The organism is Roseinatronobacter sp. S2 (assembly GCF_029581395.1).
Classification (GTDB): Bacteria; Pseudomonadota; Alphaproteobacteria; order Rhodobacterales; family Rhodobacteraceae; genus Roseinatronobacter.
Genome location: NZ_CP121113.1, coordinates 2,013,406 through 2,031,617, shown reverse-complemented (window position 1 = coordinate 2,031,617; position 18,212 = coordinate 2,013,406). Strand labels below are relative to the sequence as shown.

The 18,212-nt window shown below is 57.8% G+C and carries 15 protein-coding genes; 1 reads left to right on the top strand and 14 read right to left on the bottom strand.

The window, feature by feature from the left end; translation table 11 throughout:
• Positions 1 to 14 precede the first annotated feature (14 nt).
• The 5 genes from P8S53_RS09660 to cysQ form a co-directional block, all read right to left on the bottom strand.
• The gene (locus P8S53_RS09660; RefSeq protein ID WP_277803758.1) at positions 15 to 1,703 is read right to left on the bottom strand and encodes a beta-1,6-N-acetylglucosaminyltransferase; all 1,689 of its coding nucleotides are present in this window, start codon (positions 1,701 to 1,703) and stop codon (positions 15 to 17) included.
• Positions 1,700 to 2,713, bottom strand: coding sequence for a glycosyltransferase family 2 protein (locus P8S53_RS09655; RefSeq protein WP_306417792.1), 1,014 nt, complete (start codon positions 2,711 to 2,713; stop codon positions 1,700 to 1,702). Before P8S53_RS09655 ends, P8S53_RS09660 begins: the two co-directional genes overlap by 4 nt.
• 146 nt (positions 2,714 to 2,859) lie before the next feature.
• Entirely contained in the window at positions 2,860 to 3,888 is a 1,029-nt protein-coding gene (locus P8S53_RS09650; protein ID WP_277803756.1) for a glycosyltransferase family 2 protein, read from the bottom strand.
• 429 nt (positions 3,889 to 4,317) lie between these two features.
• On the bottom strand, positions 4,318 to 5,211 hold the full coding sequence (gene galU / locus P8S53_RS09645; protein ID WP_277803755.1) for a UTP--glucose-1-phosphate uridylyltransferase GalU: 894 nt from the start codon (positions 5,209 to 5,211) through the stop codon (positions 4,318 to 4,320).
• A gap of 152 nt (positions 5,212 to 5,363) precedes the next feature.
• Positions 5,364 to 6,167, bottom strand: coding sequence for a 3'(2'),5'-bisphosphate nucleotidase CysQ (gene cysQ, locus P8S53_RS09640; RefSeq protein ID WP_277803754.1), 804 nt, complete (start codon positions 6,165 to 6,167; stop codon positions 5,364 to 5,366).
• Positions 6,168 to 6,314: 147 nt separating this feature from the next.
• Here cysQ and P8S53_RS09635 point away from each other — a divergent pair, with 147 nt between their 5' ends.
• Positions 6,315 to 7,136 (top strand): ABC transporter permease, encoded by an 822-nt coding sequence (locus tag P8S53_RS09635; protein WP_277803753.1) that lies wholly within the window; start codon positions 6,315 to 6,317, stop codon positions 7,134 to 7,136.
• Positions 7,137 to 7,199: 63 nt separating this feature from the next.
• Here P8S53_RS09635 and pyrF read toward each other — a convergent pair whose 3' ends face one another.
• The 9 genes from pyrF to P8S53_RS09590 all read right to left on the bottom strand — a co-directional run bounded on the left by pyrF (position 7,200) and on the right by P8S53_RS09590 (position 18,142).
• Positions 7,200 to 7,904 (bottom strand): orotidine-5'-phosphate decarboxylase, encoded by a 705-nt coding sequence (gene pyrF, locus P8S53_RS09630; protein ID WP_277803752.1) that lies wholly within the window; start codon positions 7,902 to 7,904, stop codon positions 7,200 to 7,202.
• Between the two features lie 126 nt (positions 7,905 to 8,030).
• Positions 8,031 to 9,659 carry a peptidoglycan-binding protein gene (locus P8S53_RS09625; protein ID WP_277803751.1) on the bottom strand — a complete coding sequence of 543 codons (1,629 nt, stop codon included), beginning with the start codon at positions 9,657 to 9,659 and terminating at the stop codon, positions 8,031 to 8,033.
• Positions 9,660 to 9,695: 36 nt separating this feature from the next.
• The gene (locus P8S53_RS09620; RefSeq protein WP_277803750.1) at positions 9,696 to 10,913 is read right to left on the bottom strand and encodes a phenylacetate--CoA ligase family protein; all 1,218 of its coding nucleotides are present in this window, start codon (positions 10,911 to 10,913) and stop codon (positions 9,696 to 9,698) included.
• A gap of 72 nt (positions 10,914 to 10,985) precedes the next feature.
• A complete protein-coding gene (locus P8S53_RS09615) occupies positions 10,986 to 11,810 on the bottom strand; it encodes an ABC transporter ATP-binding protein (RefSeq protein ID WP_277803749.1) in 825 nt (274 codons plus the stop codon).
• 66 nt (positions 11,811 to 11,876) lie between these two features.
• The gene (locus P8S53_RS09610) at positions 11,877 to 13,169 is read right to left on the bottom strand and encodes an ABC transporter substrate-binding protein (protein WP_277803748.1); all 1,293 of its coding nucleotides are present in this window, start codon (positions 13,167 to 13,169) and stop codon (positions 11,877 to 11,879) included.
• Positions 13,170 to 13,218: 49 nt separating this feature from the next.
• Positions 13,219 to 14,295 carry a branched-chain amino acid ABC transporter permease gene (locus tag P8S53_RS09605; protein WP_277803747.1) on the bottom strand — a complete coding sequence of 359 codons (1,077 nt, stop codon included), beginning with the start codon at positions 14,293 to 14,295 and terminating at the stop codon, positions 13,219 to 13,221.
• A 3-nt stretch (positions 14,296 to 14,298) separates the two neighbouring features.
• A complete protein-coding gene (locus tag P8S53_RS09600; protein ID WP_277803746.1) occupies positions 14,299 to 15,285 on the bottom strand; it encodes a branched-chain amino acid ABC transporter permease in 987 nt (328 codons plus the stop codon).
• Positions 15,286 to 15,317: 32 nt separating this feature from the next.
• Complete coding sequence (locus P8S53_RS09595) at positions 15,318 to 16,142, bottom strand: ABC transporter ATP-binding protein (protein ID WP_277803745.1); 825 nt, start codon at positions 16,140 to 16,142, stop codon at positions 15,318 to 15,320.
• A gap of 17 nt (positions 16,143 to 16,159) precedes the next feature.
• A complete protein-coding gene (locus P8S53_RS09590; protein WP_277803744.1) occupies positions 16,160 to 18,142 on the bottom strand; it encodes an AMP-binding protein in 1,983 nt (660 codons plus the stop codon).
• Between the last annotated feature and the right edge of the window lie 70 nt (positions 18,143 to 18,212).

The following is an 18,212-nucleotide window of genomic DNA, read 5'->3' as shown; positions in this document are numbered from 1 at the left end:
CCAAGCCTTGACGTTTAGCGCTTGTAGTCTTGTAGCAAGACAGGCGGCAAACCAAGATTGCGCAAATGGGTCAGATAATCCTCGAACCCGTCCAAAGACCCGGTCTGCGGCAGATTATCTTCTTCAAGCATTGCATCGGGAAAGGCCGCGCGGACGGTTTCGGACAAAAGGCGTTGCGGGTCTTGCAAAAACTCGGCCAGGGTCCAGACCCTGATATCCGCGGACGTCCATTTTGATTGCAGGATGGCGATAAACTCCTGCTCTCGTCGCTGAAGCCAGCCTATATGGCCCAGCACATCATCAACCTTATAATCACCGCGAAACAGAGGCAGAATGAAACACCCGCTGATGACGGAAATCTGCGCGTTGCGATCTGTGGCCATGAACCAGTTCAGGTCCGGCGTCATTTTGTCACGACTGTTATAGGAAAAGCACTGCCGCTCGCCACGGGTTGCCCAGATCAGATTGGCCAGAAACATACGCTGGTTATAGTCGCGCAGCGCCGCTGAATTGCTGATGGCACCATGATAGACCTTGGCACCGCCATAAAACTCTGCTTTTTCCGGCGCGAAAAGATGGCCATGCACACGGCAGTTTGCCGCATTCCCCAACCAGAAATCAAAATTGCGAAACAACTGCTGAAACCCGCAAAACACCGAATAGGGCGCTGCGGTCTTGGCGTTGATGCTCTCATCCAGCGGAAAGCGGCTTTGCATATAAAGACCCGCACGCCCATCGCTGCGCTGCTTGGCCGCCAGTTCGAAATAGCGGTCGATCTTGGCGGGTTGCGGGTCAATCGGGGTTTCGCGCATGGTCTGGCCGGACAGAAAGAAATCATACAGCCCCTGCGCATCCGGCCAGAGTTTGCGGGCAACAAAACAGTCCGAACGGCGCAGAAGTTGCAGGTGATCGTCATAAAACAAATTGGGTCGGCCGTTGCGGTCGAATTTCACCAATGTCAGCGACCGGCTTTCGATGCGGTCGGACACCATGCGCACCATGGTCTGGAAATAGCTTTCATCGGGTATCCATGTGCCCTTGAAATACCTGTCATAGCGCGCGCGTTTGGGATGGTTCAGAATACCCTGTAATGTCTTGCGCGACAGGCACCACCATTGCGACCCCATATGCGGCTGCAACGGGCGCGGCACGTCACGGCGTATGCCAAAGCGGCGCTGGATGTTCACCAGCAGATCAAACGCCCATTTGCGCTGCTTCCATGACAGTGGGAAATACAGCGTGAAGCGTTCCTCGGACAGCCCGCCCTTGATCCATGATGCATGACCAATGGACACGGATTCAATGAAATCCACATCGCGGCGCTGTTCCAGCCAGTCGACCAGTTCGCCGACAGGGCGCAGCGGAATGCATGACCCAGATGTCAAAAGCACATGCTCGACCTGTGCAAACTCTTTCAGCATCTGCTCGGATGCGGCCTGCGTTGCGGCGACAATCGGCCATGTGCCCCATTCACACCGGAACCGCGTGCTGAAACGCAACAGCGGATTCGGGCCAAGCGCCTGCTTGAACGCGTCCATCTGGGCAGTGCTGACCGCACGATCAACATGAATGACAACCGGGCAATTCGCCGCCAGCCAGAACTGCGCCACCTGCGCTGCACGGTGCAAGGCCGTGTGGCACAACATGACGATTCCCAATGGGCCTGATTGCGCCGCTTGTGTCGGATGGGGATCGGTGCTCATGCCCAGTCTCCTTTCGACATCAGGCCAAGGATTTCAAGTTGACGCCAGTTGATATACTCGGTCGAGAAATCGCACCACAAATCCCCTTGATCCTGCAGGCCCCGGTCATAGGCCGCATATTCGCGACTGCCTGCATAATGCTGCCCGCGCACCAGTTCTTCGCGGGCTTTCGCAACAATCGTGTCCAGAAACTTGGCATGCATCAGCACGCCTGATGCCTGCTCGCCCCCGCTGTCATCATACACTTTGTTCAGCCCGCGCGGCAGCAGCATATGCGTGGAACTGACATAGGCATATTTGCGTGACCAATGCACAAGCGGTGTCTTGTTCAGTGCCGGTGCCTGTTCGGGCCTGTCGCCATGGAACGCGCGCGCCCGCACGCCCCCCTGTATCCAAAGGTTCTGCATCTTTCCATTCCGCTTGAACGAGTAGTTGCAGGCGTCAAACCAGCGCGCAATTTCAAACGGGTTCTGACCACTGCAATAAGGATGCGCGGTCACTGGCCCTTTGGGATACATATCCAGCAACATGGCCGAAAACGACTTTCGCCCCTGACTTTCAAGCCAGTCGGTCAGGGCATGCAACGGGCGTGTGTCACAAAACGGGTAGACCAGAAATTCATCAACATCCACAACCAGCGTCCAGTGCCCTGCCCCGTAGCGCCATTGCAGATGGTTCAACCAGTCCACCCCGAAACACGACGCCTTGTAGCTGGCCCCTGTCACCCAGACCGAGACATCTTTCTGGCTTTCCAGATATTCGGTGGTGCCATCATCTGATGCATTGTCGACCATCAGGAAATGCCCCACCCCCTGCGCGCGGTAATAGTCCAGAAAATACGGCAACCGCACCAGTTCGTTGCGCAATGTGGTGAATACCAGAATATCACCGTGCCGGATATCCGCCGTGCGGTTGACACGTGATTTCAATTCCAGACTCTTGCGCAAGGCCCGCATCAGTTTAGTCTGACGCTGCGCACGCAGTCTAAGTTGCGCCCTGATTGCATTCATACCGCACACTCATACAAAACTGGCCCGGCACCTTTAATGCTTTGTGTGCCCATGGCTTTGGATTTCGGTTCAGCTTTGCCCAACGGGATCAAAACTTGCAATATTTCATCCTGTAATTCATGAATTAAACGAACACCCGTGACCAATCAGGCCCATCCACCCCGCGATATAAGGCCAAGCTGTTCAAGTTGCTGCCACCCTTCAAACCGGGTGGAGGTATCACACCAAAGAACAGGGGCCTGTGACACAGCATCATAGTAGCTGTCAAACACCGGTGCGTTGCCGAAATGCTGCGCGCGTGCCTTCTCAATAGGGGCTTTTTCAACGATCGAATGCAGGAATTTGGTATGCAGCAATGCGCCCGCGATAGTTTCGCCACCCGTGCGGTCATACACACGGTTCAACGATCGTGGCAGGATGGAATGCGTGGAATTTACCCATGCGTTGTGCCAGCTCCATTTGATAAGCGGCAATTTCGTCAATGTGGGCGCGCGGTTCGGCGTGTCCTTGAAAAAGGTCCTTGCCCGCGGCCCGCCCTGTATCAGCAGGCAATCCAGCAAGGGTTTATGCTGGATGACGTAATTTCCCGCGTCAAACCAGTTCAGAACCTGCACCGGGTCTGTCCCTACGGGGCAGCGACGGGCACCAAGCGGGCCTTGCGGGTATAGATCCAGCATCATGGCGGGCAGCGCTGGCTGTTCCTGCATGTCCAGCCAGTCGGCCAACGCAGGCAAGGGCCGTGTTTCCCAATGCGGATAAATCAGCAATTCGTCCGCATCCGCCACGACACACCACTGCCCCGACCCATACCGCAGCATCAACGCGTTGATCCAGTCCATACCAAAACGCGATTGTTTGTAGCTGGCACCACTTTGCCACACGGACGCATCTGCCTGATCCAGCAGCACCTGCCGCGTGCCGTCGGTGCTGTCATTGTCGATAAACAGGAAATGCCCGACACCCAGTTTACGGTAATGGGTCAGGAACCAGTCAATACGCTCGCGTTCGTTGCGGATGGTGCAGAACAGCAAGATGTCACTGCGCGCCCATGTTCCACGCTTCAACACCGTCAATTCCCGCGCCTTGGCTATGGCGCGCGCACGCAGGCGGCGGCGTTTCCAGCGCATGCGAAAATCAAACCAGCGATCTTGTGATAACGGGACAGGGTCAAGCATGGGTCAGTCATGCCACAGTTCGGGCGCAAGGCAAGCCCAAACAGGGGATTGCCGCGCATATGAAAAGGGGCGCGCGATATGCCCGTCCCTTGTTCATGCCGTAAAGTATTGTCATTTCATGTGGACCCACGAGAGCTGATCAATTTTTGGCCTTTTGCAGACATTCGCGCTTGGACAAAGCCCGCGCCAACGGTGGGCGGGGGTCTGCCGATCCGACGCCAGTGAAGTTCACTTTATACAGGCTGCATATTCCTGCGTTCAACGGCTTGGCCTGCCATCAGCCAAATCGGCAGGCCGCGGGACGGCCAGACCGATGGCGTGGGCCACCTTCGGCCTTTGCTCCGCGCCTTGGGGCATCCCCTTCAGCACAACCACCTACAATCACAATCTTTCAACCTGACCGGCGTATACCATATCGCAGCGCGTGGGTTATTGTGCGGCCTGGCGCTGTGTCATCATATCGGTCAGGAATTCGTTCAGTTCATCATGCAGTTCAGCGCGCGCCAACCCGAAGGCGACCGTGGCCTGCAAGAACCCCGCCTTGGACCCGCAATCATAGCGTTGCCCCTCAAAGCGGAACCCGTAGACATTGCGTTTTTCCGCAATTTCGCGCGCAATCGCATCGGTCAACTGAATTTCCCCGCCCACGCCCGGCTTGATCTGGTCAAGATGACGCATGATATCGGGTGACAAAACATAGCGCCCGATGGCTGCCAGATTGGACGGCTGCGTGCCGGGTGCAGGTTTTTCAACCATGCCTGACATGGGCAGGATCGGGCCAATGGCAGGGGGCACATCCATGATGCCATAGCTGGACGCCTTGTCGGGCGCGACTTCCATGGCCGCAATCATATTGCCGCCGGTTTGCTCATATGCCTCGATCATCTGCTGAAGGCAGGGCTTTTCAGCGGCAATCACGTCATCAGGCAGCAACACCGCAAAGGGCTCATTGCCCACCAGATGACGCGCGCACCACACGGCATGACCCAGACCAAGGGCCTGATGCTGGCGCACATAGGCGATTGCGCCGCTGTCCATATTCGTGGCCTGAAGCGTTTCCAGAAGTTCGGTTTTGCCTTTGGCCCGGAGCGAGTTTTCAAGTTCCGGCGCATGGTCAAAATAATCTTCCAGCGCCCCTTTGCCGCGAGAGGTGACAAAGATGAATTCGGTAATACCTGCGGCGCGCGCTTCATCAATCGCGTATTGGATCAACGGACGATCCACCAGTGTCATAATTTCTTTGGGAACCGATTTTGTCGCGGGCAGGAATCGTGTGCCCATACCTGCAACCGGAAAAACTGCTTTGGTGACCTTGCGCTTCATCTGTCGCTCCATTCTGTTGAACCTGTCTTTGTTAAAGAATGGTTAACAGGGAAAATGCGGCAGGTTTGGGGTCAAATCAGGGGGCGCAGGTGGCAATTTCAGGGTTTTCGCATCGCAAATGCAAGCGGGCGGCAATCACCGCCCGCAATTCTTCAGGGCAGCAAGTCAACGGTCGGGCTGGCGGCAATGAAAAACGGGTTTTCAAAACCGGGCTTGCCATATGCCAGCACATCATGCCCCGCAAATGTCACCACACGCCCGCCTGCGCCGCGCAACACGGCATCGCCTGCGGCAGTGTCCCATTCCATTGTCCGACCAAGGCGCGGATACAGATCGGCCTCGCCCGTGGCGACAAGGCAGAATTTCAACGATGACCCCGCACTGCACAGATCGGCAACATTGTATTTTTCAATATAATCATTGGTGGCCTGATCGCGGTGGGATTTCGACGCAACCACCAGCAGCGCCGCCATATTCGCGTGACGCACCTGCAAATCGCGCAGCTCACCTTGGGTGTCATGTGCAAACGGGCCTGCTTCTTCCACACTATGCCCGTCGGCGTGGGTATAGAACATGCGGTTCCTGGCGGGCGCATACACCACACCGCGCAGCGGCACACCATGTTCGACATAGGCAATATTGACAGTGAAATCACCACGCCGGTTGATGAATTCCTTGGTGCCGTCCAACGGGTCCACGATAATGAACACATCTGCGCTGGTTCCATGGCTTTGGGCCTGTTCTTCCGTCACCACAGCGACGCCGGGAAATGCGCGCGCCAGCCCCGCAGAAATGATGGCATCGGCGGCTTCATCCGCTTCGGTTACCGGACTGTCATCGGATTTGGTGCGGATATCAAAATCAGGCTGGTTATATATCTGCATGATCACATCGCCTGCCTGCAAGGCAAGCGCGCGAAACTCTATTTCGATCTTATGAAAATCAATAGCCGCCATTATGTGATCCTTTGCTGTGCGCTGTTCATGTTGCAAATGTCAGGGTGGGGTGCAAGGGTGATTGCCCAAATCGCTGTTTCGCGCTACGTTGCTTTGGAAGACAGGCGCGTTTTTGCGCAACCCGCACCGAAACAACGAGCGCAGAAAATGTATTCTTCTTCAGGGCGCAACTCTATCTGGGCGCAGTTTTTTACAACGCTGCACCTGATTTTCAATCAGGGTGTGCGCAATGTGCGCAAAAACCACGGCAATGCCATTATCGGACTGTTGCTGAATATCGCGCAGACGCTGATCCTGGTTGCCGTCTTTATGGCAATTTTCCTGTTTGCAGGCATGCGCGCGGCGGCCGTGCGCGGGGATGTGCTGCTGTATCTGATGACAGGCGTGTTCATGTTCATGGCGCATGTCAAGGTCATCGGGGCTGTCGCGGGGGCCGAAGGGCCGGCATCCGCGATGATGAAGCACCGCCCCATGAACCCGATTGTTGCCATCGGCGGCGCCGCGCTGGCAGAACTGTATATTCAGGTTGTGACCGTGGTTGTGCTGCTGTTTCTGTATCACGCGCTTTGGACACCGCTGACCATCTATCAGCCCATTCAGACATTTGCGGTGTTTCTGACCGTCTGGTTCGCGGGGCTGGCCATCGGTGTTGTCATGTATGCGATAAAGCCATGGATGCCCAGTGCCAGCAAGCTGATCACCATGTTCTACACAAGGTTGAACATGGTGGCGTCCGGCAAGTTTTTTCTGGCCAACACGCTGCCTGAATCCGTGCTGCCCTATTTCATGTGGAACCCTTTGTTCCATGCCATTGATCAGGCGCGCGGCTATGCGTTTATCAATTACAACCCGATGCACACTTGGGTTTATTACCCGCTGGTGTTTGGCATTTGCGCGCTGGTTCTGGGGCTTATGGGCGAATTCTACACCCGCTCGCGCGTGTCTATGAGCTGGTCTGCAAAACACTAAGCTGCGCGCATTGCAGCGATAGGCCACGCGCGCTGATCTGTGCAATCGCGTGCAGGAAACGGCTTACGCGCCCGAAATTTCCGCAAGCACCGCACGCGCGGCCGCCTTTGGGTCGGTGGCCTGCCAGATGGGCCGGCCCACGACAATATGATCCGCCCCTTCACTCAGGGCGCGCGCCGGTGTGGCGACGCGCTTCTGGTCGCCCAGATCGGCGCCTGCGGGCCGGACCCCCGGTGTGACAATCAGCTTGCCCGCAGCTTCTGGCAGCGCGCGGATGGCGGCGGCCTCATTCGGGCTGGCAATCACCCCGTCCGCACCGGCGGCCAAGGCACGGGCCGCACGTTCCAGCGTGATTTCGGCAATATCACCGGGCTGGATCATGCCATCATCCAGATCAGCGCGGTCCAGCGATGTTAGCACACTGACCCCAAGGATTTTCAGGTTGGACCCGCCCGCCCCTTCGCGCGCGGCGCGCACGACATGCGGATCGCCATGCACCGTCAGGAAATCCAGATCATATTGTGCAATCCCGCGCACGGCCGCTGTAACAGTTGCGCCGATGTCAAAGAACTTCATATCCAGAAATATGCGTTTGCCATGTTCCTGTTTCAGTTCATTGGCCAGCGCCAGCCCGCCACCTGTCAGCATGCCCAGCCCGATCTTGTAGAAACTGACCGTATCGCCAAGCTGGCGTGCAAGTTCCAGCCCCGCAAGGGCATTGGGCACATCAAGGGCAACAATCAGGCGGTCATCACTGGGCATTGTCATGGCGCGGCATCCTTTCAGGGGTTCGGGCTTTGTGGGGTTCGGGGTTGATGCGATCTATAGGATTGCACCAACCCCGACAAGACACTTGCGGCCCGCGATTACACCCCGATCAGCAATCAGGCCCCATCAATCGAAGAAACTGCGCAACGTGTCGCTTAGCATCATCGTAATCAGATCCTGCGTGACATAGCCGGTGGCCTGTAGATCAAAATGCTGCTGCGCGCGTTCGATCGCCTGACGGGAATCTGCATCGAAGGCACCATCGGTTGCGCCCGGGTCAAACCCCATTCGCGCCAATCGCTGCTCGATCAGCACACGGGTCGGCCCTGTCAGACCAAGCGCGGATTCGACGGCGCGTGCATCGGCGCGGGCCTGATCTTCGGGGTCCGGCGCAGTTGGCGGGTCCAACGCATCAATGCGGGCAAGGGCTTCTGCGGTAAATTCCCCTTCTGGCCATGCCACAAGATAGCTTTCATAGGCGTCGACGCTGTCGCGCCTGCGCGCCTGCTCCCATGCGGCGCGGTCGCGCTGCTGGCGTTGGGCGCCTTCCATCTGCTCCAGCCGGTCGCGCGCCAGACCTGCGAATATACCTTCGGGGAACCGGTCCAGATAGCTGCGCAAGCCCGCCTCATCCGCGCCGGCACCCGTGGCATCCCAGAATGCACGGTCATCGCGTTCGGCGGCTTCGCGGCGGGCGCGTTCCTCGGCCTCGATCTCGGCTGTGCGGCGGGCGGCCTGCCCGGCAAGCTGCATCACCTGTTCGCGTGTCAGAAAACTAGTTTCATCCAGATCGTTGCCGCCCTGCCAGCCCCGGATAGCCCCGCGCGTGCCCGGCCCGAACAACCCGTCAATGCCGCGGGTATTGAAGCCCATGGTGGTCAGATCACGCTGAATGGCACGGCGTTCATCGCGCGTCAGCGCCAATGCGTCTTCTATACGTTCGGGGCTGTTGCGCAAACGGTCAAGGGCACCCCGCGCGGCCTGCGCATTCAGACCATTGGGAAAGCGGTCCAGATAGGATTGATAGGCGGCTTCCGTGTCGGTTTCCTGGGCATCCGCCCAAGCCTGACGATCTGCACGCGCGAGCGGCGCAAAACCTGACGGCAGGAACGGCACAAGCGGTGAAATCGTGCCTTCGCCCGACAGGTTGCGTGTCTGGTCAACCACATCGGACAAAATGGCACCGGGGCGCAGAATGGCGCGCGCGCCCTGCACCACCTGCGGCACCGGCCCGCGCACAACGCCCACACCCTGCGGCACCAGCAAGCGTGGCGGCAACCCGCCATCCAGCCCGTCGCCATAGCTGCCGCGTGACAGATCGGCACCCGCAAGCCAAAGTTGCGCCGCATCCGCAGCCCCGCTTGCGATTTCCATGATGACATCCAGCCGCAACCCTGCCCCGTCAGCCTGTGCAAGACCCGGTTCATCCGCATCCACCCCCAGAAACCATGCGCCACTGCGCGAATGCACAAAATGACCGGCAAGCACCACAATCACACGGTCCGCACCATCGCGGCGCAGTTGCGCATAACTGCCGGACAGTTGCGCGCGCATTTCCTCAGTTGTCAGGTTTTGCCCGGAAACAACCTGAAACCCTGCTGTTTCCAATGCGGCGGTCAGGTCCAGCACCTGTTCGGCACCGCGCAGGTTCGGGGCATGGTCATAGCTGTCATTCGCAATGACCAGTGCCAACCCGCCTGCATATAGCGGTTTGACCAGAAGCAGAACGAACAGAACCAGAAAACCCAAGCGCATGATGACACCCCCAATGTTGACACGCGTGCGGGGTATTCAGTCGTAACGGCGCAAATCCTCTATCACCAGCCCGTCATTGGGCAATGATCCCGGCGGCACCAATTCGACCTCACCCCTGAGCTTCAGGGTAGACAGCACGCTCGCCTCATACAATGCCGGATTTGATGCGCGGGTTTCAATCCGCACGGTCATCACGTCTTTTTCACCGTTTCGCGTGGCAACAACCCGTGCGCGGTGAATTTCATCATGATGGGCCACAAGGGCCGCAACCTGTTCGGGGCGCACGAACATGCCCTTGATCTTGGTCGTCTGGTCGGCGCGCCCCATCCAGCCTTTGATGCGCATATTGGTGCGCCCGCAGGGGCTTTGCCCCGGCAGCACCGCGCTTAGATCGCCCGTCGCAAAGCGGACCAGCGGGTAATCGGCGTTTAATGTGGTGACAAGAATTTCTCCCACCTCGCCCTCGGGGACGGGATCGCCGGTGCCGGGGCGCACGATTTCGACAATCACCCCTTCATCCACGACCATGCCATCCATGGCATCGGTTTCATAGGCCACATTGCCCAGATCGGCGGTGGCATAGCACTGGCGGCAGGTGATGCCGCGCGCCTGATAAAACTCGCGCAAGGACGGAAACAGCGCGCCGCCCCCCACCACCGCCTTGGTGATGGACAAGGCAATTCCCATCTCGTCGGCCTTGTCCAGAATGATCTTCAGGAAATCCGGTGTTCCCGCATAGGCCGTGGTGCCGATGTCGCGCGCGGCAATAACCTGCAATTCGGTCTGGCCGGTGCCCGCAGGCAATACTGTGGCGCCCACGGCACGCGCGGCGTTTTCAAACATCATGCCCGCAGGCACCAGATGATAAGAAAAACAGTTCTGCACAATATCGCCATGCCCTATCCCGCTGGCATGCAGGAACCGCCCCAACCGCCACCAGTCGGGCAAGACACGTCCGGGTTCGTAAATCGGTCCGGGGGATTGAAAGACATGCTCGAACGCGGTGGGCGTGCCCGCCGTAAGCCCGCCAAAAGGCGGTTTTGCCGCCTGCGCGCCCGTCAGGTCGGATTTGCGCAAGACCGGAAGCCGCGACAGCGCCGCGCGGTCAATGATCCGGCCTGCATCCAGTTGGCCCAGATGTGCCGCCATTGCGGGCGCGTTCATCGCAGCCGCAATCACCTTTGGCAGGGCAATGGCGTAATCAGCGCAACGCGCATCCTGTGATCGGGTTTCCAAAGGGTCGAACGAGGTCATGGCTGTGCCTTTTGGGGTTTGCGGGACGGCGGGAAAACGAACAGCGGAAAAACGAAGTGTGGCAGGCAAGGATCACGCCAGCCAGCGCTTGCGGCGGCGATAGCTGCGCACATCGCGGAAACTTTTGCGGCCCTTGTCGGACATGCCTAGATAGAATTCCTTCACATCGGGGTTTTCACGCAATTCCTGCGCGTTGCCTTCCATCACGATACGCCCGTTTTCCATAATGAAACCGGTATGCGCATAGCGCAGTGCAACATTGGTGTTCTGTTCGGCCAGCAGGAATGTCACGCCCTGTTCACGGTTCAGGCGTGCGACAATTTCAAAAATCTGTTCCACCAGTTGCGGGGCAAGCCCCATGGACGGTTCATCCAGCAAGATCATCGACGGACGCGACATCAGCGCGCGCCCGATGGCGGTCATCTGCTGCTCGCCCCCCGAGGTGTAGCCCGCCTGACTTTTGCGGCGTTCCTTCAGGCGCGGGAAATATTCATACACAAGATCAAGTTCCGCAGCCACAGCGCCGCGCCCGTCGGTGCGGGTATAGGCGCCGGTCAGCAGGTTTTCTTCGACCGTCAGATGCTCGAAACAATGGCGGCCTTCCATCACCTGCACGACACCGGATTTCACCAGATCAGCAGGGTCCAGCCCGACCACGTTGCGCCCTTCATACAGGATACTGCCCTTGGTGACTTCGCCCCGTTCGGAATGTATCAGGTTTGAAATCGCCTTCAATGTGGTCGATTTGCCCGCGCCATTGCCGCCCAGTATGGCCGTTATACCACCTTTGGGCACATCCAGACTGACACCTTTCAGGGCCAGAATGACATGATTGTAAAGCACTTCGATATTGTTGACTTCCAGAAGGGTCGTCTGCGTGGGGCTTGCATCAAGCATGGCATTGGGCCTTCGCGTTCAAGGGTGGGGTAAGGTTCCGGGCATGCCCGGAACCTTTGGTGCTTATCAGTTCAGACAGGCCGGGGTGATGTCGTTTTCAGCCGCATACGCAACGCTGTCATCCATGGCCATTTCCATGATCAAGTCGCGATCAGGGGAAATCCAGTCGGTGATCAGGTTCCATTCACCGGCTTCTGCGTCCCATTGCTGGATCATCGCCGCACCGGAACCGCCATGGTTTTCACACGCCACCGAGAAGGCAGGGCCGAAATTCGGCAGGCCAAGTTCGGCCATCAGCTCTTCGGTGATTTCCAGATTGGCCATGCCGTCACGCATCATTGCGGGTGTAATCGCGGCCACACCGTGGATTTCCTGCGCCTTCTTCGCGGCCTCTACCGCCAGCATGGCTGCATACATGCCGCGCGAATACAGCACTGTGCCCACTTCATCGCCCGTGCCCGCATATTTGCCCGCGTCGATGACATATTGCTGCATGTCATCATAGATCGGGTAATCCGTGCCGGTGCCGTGCATTGCCAGCGCCTTGTAGCCATGCGCGCCCGACCCTACAGGCCGCACATCCTGTTGCGAACCGGACCACCACACGCCGATGAAGTTTTCCATCGGAAAGCGGATATTCGCGGCTTCCTGAATCGCGGTCGGGTTCATCACGCCCCAGCCCCACATCACCACATAGTCGGGCCGTTCACGCCGGATCTGCAACCACTGGCTGCCCTGTTCCTGACCGGGGCTGTCCACACCGATTGTCACCAACTCATAGCCGTGGGTTTCGCCAAGCCGTGTCAATGTCGGGATCGGTTCGCGCCCGTAAGCCGAGTTGTGATACAGAAGCGCGATCTTCTTGCCTTCCAGGCTGCCATCGTTTTCGTCCAGCAGGTAGTTGATGATCACGCTGGCCCCGTCCCAGTAGTTGGCCGGGTAGTTGAAGGTCCAGTTGAACACCTCGCCATTCACCGCAGATGTGCGGCCATAGCCCATGGTATGCATGGGAATGCCATCTTCCATGGTGCGCGGGATCAGCTGATAGGTGATGCCCGTGGACAGCGGCTGCAACACCAGCGGGTTATCGTTGCGGATGGACTGGTAGCATTCAACCCCGCGTTCGGTGTTATAGGCGGTTTCGCATTCGGTTTGCCGGATGGGCACACCCCCGATACCGCCATCGCGTTCGTTGATCAGCGTCAGGTAATCGGAATACCCGTCAGCAAAGGGGATGCCCCCTGCCGCAAATGGCCCCGTCCGGTAGCTGAGTGACGGAAAGTGCAGTGTTTCGGCCAGCGTTGGGCCAGCCACTACCATGGTCGCCGCAAGCGTCGCGGCCAGTTTGGTCATCTTCATCGGTTCTCCTCCCATATGGATGACAGTTCGAAAGATCAGCCCGCCCCAATCAGTATGGGAAGGGCCAAAGGCGCAGTTTCTCTTTTATTGTGCGCCACAGTGCCGCGATGCCATGCGGCTCAACGATCAGAAAGACGATGATCAGCGCCCCCACGATCATGATTTCCAGATGCGCGGCAAGATCGGTGGGCCAGCCCAAGCTGTTGACCAGCAAAAGCTTCAGCAAAACCGGCCCGACGATCAAAAAGGCCGCCCCCGCGAAAGCCCCGAATATGGAGCCAAGCCCGCCGATGATCACCATGAACAAAACAAGGAATGACTTGTCGATGCCAAACGCCTCGCCTGCCTCGGCGGCACCCAGATACACGGTAAACAGCAGCGCGCCGGAAATACCCACAAGGAAGCTGGACACGGCAAAAGCTGTCAGCTTGGCAATCAGCGGGTTCACCCCGATGATTTCCGCCGCAATATCCATATCGCGGATGGCCATCCATGTGCGCCCCAGACTGCCGCGCGTCAGGTTGCGCGCAAGCCATGCGCTGGCCACCAGAAAGCACAGGCAGATCATATACATCGACACCGCAGATGCGCGCGGGCCAGTGACGGGCACACCGAAGATTTCGCGGGTCGGCGCGGAAATCATACCGGTGGGCGAATAGTTGTAGAACCATGCAGTGCGCGTGAACAGCCAGATCAGGAAGAACTGCGCGGCCAATGTGGCAACGGCCAGATAGAACCCCTTGATGCGCAAGGATGGCAGGCCGAACAACACGCCGACACACGCTGTCACCATGCCTGCGATGATGATGACGAAAATGATGTTCAGGTCAGGGAATGCCGTCATCATCTTGTAGCTGGCATAGGCCCCCACAGCCATGAACCCGCCGGTGCCCAGCGACAACTGCCCGCAATAGCCGATCAGGATGTTCAGCCCCAATGCCGCAATCGCATAGATCAGGAAGGGGACAACAATCGAATTGGCCCAGTAATCGTTGATGATCAGCGGCATGACCAGAAAAGCAAAGCCCAGAAGGACGTAATAGCCATACCGATCAAATTTTATCGGAAAGGTCTGGCTGTCGGCGACATAGCTTGTCTTGTAATCGCCCGCTTCACGGTAAAGCATGAATCAAACCCTCTCAATAATGCGTTCGCCAAACAAGCCCTGCGGCCTGAACAGCAGAAAGATCAGCGCCAGCATATAGGCAAACCAGTTCTCGGTAGCGCCCCCGATGATGGGGTTCATGAAGAAGTCGAACAGTTTCTCACCCACACCGATGATCAGCCCGCCCACAATCGCGCCGGGGATGGATGTGAAGCCCCCCAGAATAAGCACCGGCAGCGCCTTCAGGGCGATCAACGACAGTGAAAACTGCACACCGGATTTTGACCCCCACATGATGCCTGCAACCAGCGCCACAATCCCCGCGATCGACCATGTCAGCACCCAGATAAAGCGCAGCGAAATACCAACCGACAAGGCGGCCTGATGGTCATCCGCCACTGCGCGAAGGGCGCGGCCCTGCTTGGTGTATTGCGAAAACACTGTCAGCACTGCGACCAGCACGGCGGCGATGCCCGCAGCCCATATTTCCAGCCGGTCAATATAGAAACCATAACCGAACCAGTTGAAGGTTGCCTCATCCACGGCCATGGACATGCCCTTGGGCAGGCCCACATCCAGCGCCTTCACTTCGGCGCCCCACATGATGTCCCCGAACCCTTCCAGAAAATACGCCAGACCAATGGTCGCCATGAACAGGATAATCGGTTCCTGATTGACCAGATGCTTCAGGATGAAGCGTTCCACCAGAATGGCAAGCCCGATCATGACCAGAACCGTTGCCGGAATGGCCAGCACCGTGGGCATGTTCCAGCCGAAATGATGCAGCCTTGTGCCCAGCATGGCGTTGATCAGGTGCGAAAACGGTATCTGGCCGGACTGAAAGCCCACCAGCGTCAATGCCGCGAACAGCGCCAACACCCCTTGGGCAAAATTGAAAATGCCGCTGGCCTTGAAGATCAGCACAAAACCAAGCGCCACCAGCGCATACATCACGCCAGCCGTCAGCCCGTTCAGGGATGCCTCCAGTGCGAAAAGTAACGTATCAGGCATGTCTGCCCCCTCCCCTGCGGTCTGTCGCCTGTTCAGTCATGTGCAACGCCAAGATAGGCATTGATGACTTCTTGATTGTTGCGCACCTCGTCAGGGGTGCCGTCCCCGATTTTCTTGCCGTAATCCATGACAACCACACGGTCGGACAGGTCCATCACCACGCCCATGTCGTGTTCGATCAGCACAGTGGTGGTGCCGAATTCGTCATTCACATCCAGAATGAAGCGGCACATGTCTTCTTTTTCTTCGACATTCATGCCCGCCATGGGTTCATCCAGCAGCAAAATGCTGGGTTCGGCCGCCAGTGCGCGCGCCAGTTCCACCCGTTTTTTCAGGCCATATGGCAGGCGTGACACGGGCGTTTTGCGGATATGCTGGATTTCCAGAAAATCGATGATCTTCTCGACCTGCTCGCGGTTCTCGGCCTCTTCGCGGGCCGCGCGTCCCCACCAGATGGCTTGCTGAAACATGTTCGCCTTCATGTGGTGCAAGCGCCCCGTCATGATGTTGTCCAGAACGCTCATGCCTTCAAACAGCGCGATGTTCTGAAACGTGCGCGCAATTCCTTGCTGCGCCACCTGATAGGGGCGCATGCGCGGGCGTTTGTAGCCCTTGTATATAACCTCTCCGTCCTGTGGATGGTAGAAGCCGGAAATCACGTTCAGCATCGACGATTTGCCCGCGCCGTTGGGGCCGATGATGGCGCGGATTTCCCCCCAGCGAATGTCAAAACTGATGTCCTTGATGGCCACAACACCCCCGAAGCGCAGGGTGATGTTGCGCATTTCCATCGCAACGCCCCCGATCTTGCGCCCGTCTGCGGTGGTGTATCCCTCGTCTGGATTGGTATCGAGCATCACTCCCCCCTGCCCGTTCATTCTGCGGCCACCTGTTGTGCGACCGTGCCGAAAACTTTGGCATCGCGAATTTCCAGCGTCGCTTTCAGCTTGCCCTTGCGCCCGTCTTCATAGGTGACTTCGGTTTCGGTATAGATGCTGTCCTTGTCCGCATAGAGTGCGTCGATAAGGTCGGCGTATTTCTCCTCGACGATGCGGCGGCGCACTTTGCGCGTGCGGGTCATTTCCCCGTCATCTGCGTCAAGCTCCTTGTGCAGCACCAAAAAGCGGTGCACCTGACAGCCAGACAGCATTTTGTCTTGCGCAATGCTTTCGTTGACCTGCTCGACATGGGCCTGAATTGTATCCAGAACGGGCTTCAACCCTGCCAGTTCCTGATAGCTGGAATAGGCAATGTTGTTGCGTTCCGCCCAGCTGCCAACAGCGCTCAGGTCAATATTGACGAAGGCCACGCAACGGTCGCGCCCGTTTCCGAAAACGACCGTTTCCAGAATATTCGGAAAGAACTTCAGTTTGTTTTCGACATATTTGGGCGCGAACATGCCGCCATCAACCATCTTGCCCACATCCTTGGCACGGTCGATGATGCGCAGATGGCCGGTCGTTTCTTCAAAGAAACCTGCATCGCCCGTGGCCACCCACCCTTCAGAGTCTTTGGTCGATGCCGTGCTTTCTGCATTCTTGTAATAGCTTTCAAACGTGCCGGGAGAGCGGTAGAAAACCTCGCCATTATCCGCAATGCGCACTTCCACACCCGGCGACGGAACGCCGACGGTGTCGGACCGCACTTCGCCATCCGGTTGCTGGGTGATAAACACGCTGGCTTCGGTCTGGCCGTAAAGTTGCTTCAGATTGATGCCAAGGGCGCGGTAGAAATCAAAGATTTCCGGCCCGATCGCCTCGCCCGCGGTATAGGCCACGCGAATGCGCCGCAGGCCAAGGGTGTCCTTCAGCGGGACAAATACCAGAATGCTGCCAAGCGCGTATTTCAGCCGCTGCATTGCCGTGACAGGTTTGCCATCCAGCAATTTCGGGCCGACATCACGCGCAAAATCCATGAAATGATGAAACAACCGCCGCTTGATGGGCGATGCATCTTCCATGCGGATCATCACAGTGGTCAGCATGGTTTCAAAGATGCGCGGCGGGGCGAAATAATAGGTGGGCCCAATCTCGCGCAGATCCGTCATCATGGTCTGTGCGGATTCAGGGCAGTTGACGCAAAACCCCGTCCAATAGGCCTGCCCGATGGCAAAGATGAAATCGCCCACCCATGCCATGGGCAGATATGCCAGAATTTCATCGCCGGGGCGCAGATTGTCGAATTCCGAACTGTTTTTGGATGTGATGATGATGTTGCGATTGCTGAGCACCACACCCTTGGGCTTGCCGGTTGTGCCTGATGTGTAAAGCATGACACATGTGCTGTCCCAGCCCAGTGACGCAATGCGCTTGTCCAGTTCCGGTTCCAGCCGGGTCTGGGCTGCCCGCCCTTCGCGCATGACATCTTCCAGCCAGTTCATATGGCTGTGGTCATATTTGCGCATGCCGCGCTTATCCAGATACAGGATTTCATCGATGCAATGCACCGTTTCCTGCACCTCGATCACCTTGTCGACCTGTTCCTGATCACCGCACACGACGAAACGCGCGCCGCAATGGTCCAGCACGTAGGCCATCTCTTCTGCGACCGCGTCCTGATACAGCGGCACAGGGATGGCGCCCACGGATTGCGCCGCGACCATCGACCAATACAAGGCCGGACGGTTCCGGCCAATGATGGCAACATAATCGCCCTGTTTCATACCAAGGGCCAGAAACCCCAGTGCCATGGCGCGCACATGTTCGTTGGTTTCGGCCCATGTCCAGCTTTGCCAGATGCCGAACTCCTTTTCGCGATACGCCATTTGCAGGCTATATCGCGCGGCATTGCGTGCCAGTAGCGCAGGAACCGAGCATAGCTCGTCCGGTGCGGGTGTCGGTGTTGCTGTGGTCGTCACAGGCAAGCTCCTCCTCGTCCTCCTGTCGGGCTGGTTTATGCGAAGGCGGCCCCCTCTCTTGCCGCTTTTG

Coding starts and splice junctions, on each gene's coding strand:
- P8S53_RS09660 (WP_277803758.1), bottom strand. CDS start 1,703: ATGAGCACCGATCCCCATCCGACACAAGCGGCGCAATCAGGCCCATTG.
- P8S53_RS09655 (WP_306417792.1), bottom strand. CDS start 2,713: ATGAATGCAATCAGGGCGCAACTTAGACTGCGTGCGCAGCGTCAGACT.
- P8S53_RS09650 (WP_277803756.1), bottom strand. CDS start 3,888: ATGCTTGACCCTGTCCCGTTATCACAAGATCGCTGGTTTGATTTTCGC.
- galU (WP_277803755.1), bottom strand. CDS start 5,211: ATGAAGCGCAAGGTCACCAAAGCAGTTTTTCCGGTTGCAGGTATGGGC.
- cysQ (WP_277803754.1), bottom strand. CDS start 6,167: ATGGCGGCTATTGATTTTCATAAGATCGAAATAGAGTTTCGCGCGCTT.
- P8S53_RS09635 (WP_277803753.1), top strand. CDS start 6,315: ATGTATTCTTCTTCAGGGCGCAACTCTATCTGGGCGCAGTTTTTTACA.
- pyrF (WP_277803752.1), bottom strand. CDS start 7,904: ATGACAATGCCCAGTGATGACCGCCTGATTGTTGCCCTTGATGTGCCC.
- P8S53_RS09625 (WP_277803751.1), bottom strand. CDS start 9,659: ATGCGCTTGGGTTTTCTGGTTCTGTTCGTTCTGCTTCTGGTCAAACCG.
- P8S53_RS09620 (WP_277803750.1), bottom strand. CDS start 10,913: ATGACCTCGTTCGACCCTTTGGAAACCCGATCACAGGATGCGCGTTGC.
- P8S53_RS09615 (WP_277803749.1), bottom strand. CDS start 11,810: ATGCTTGATGCAAGCCCCACGCAGACGACCCTTCTGGAAGTCAACAAT.
- P8S53_RS09610 (WP_277803748.1), bottom strand. CDS start 13,169: ATGAAGATGACCAAACTGGCCGCGACGCTTGCGGCGACCATGGTAGTG.
- P8S53_RS09605 (WP_277803747.1), bottom strand. CDS start 14,295: ATGCTTTACCGTGAAGCGGGCGATTACAAGACAAGCTATGTCGCCGAC.
- P8S53_RS09600 (WP_277803746.1), bottom strand. CDS start 15,285: ATGCCTGATACGTTACTTTTCGCACTGGAGGCATCCCTGAACGGGCTG.
- P8S53_RS09595 (WP_277803745.1), bottom strand. CDS start 16,142: ATGCTCGATACCAATCCAGACGAGGGATACACCACCGCAGACGGGCGC.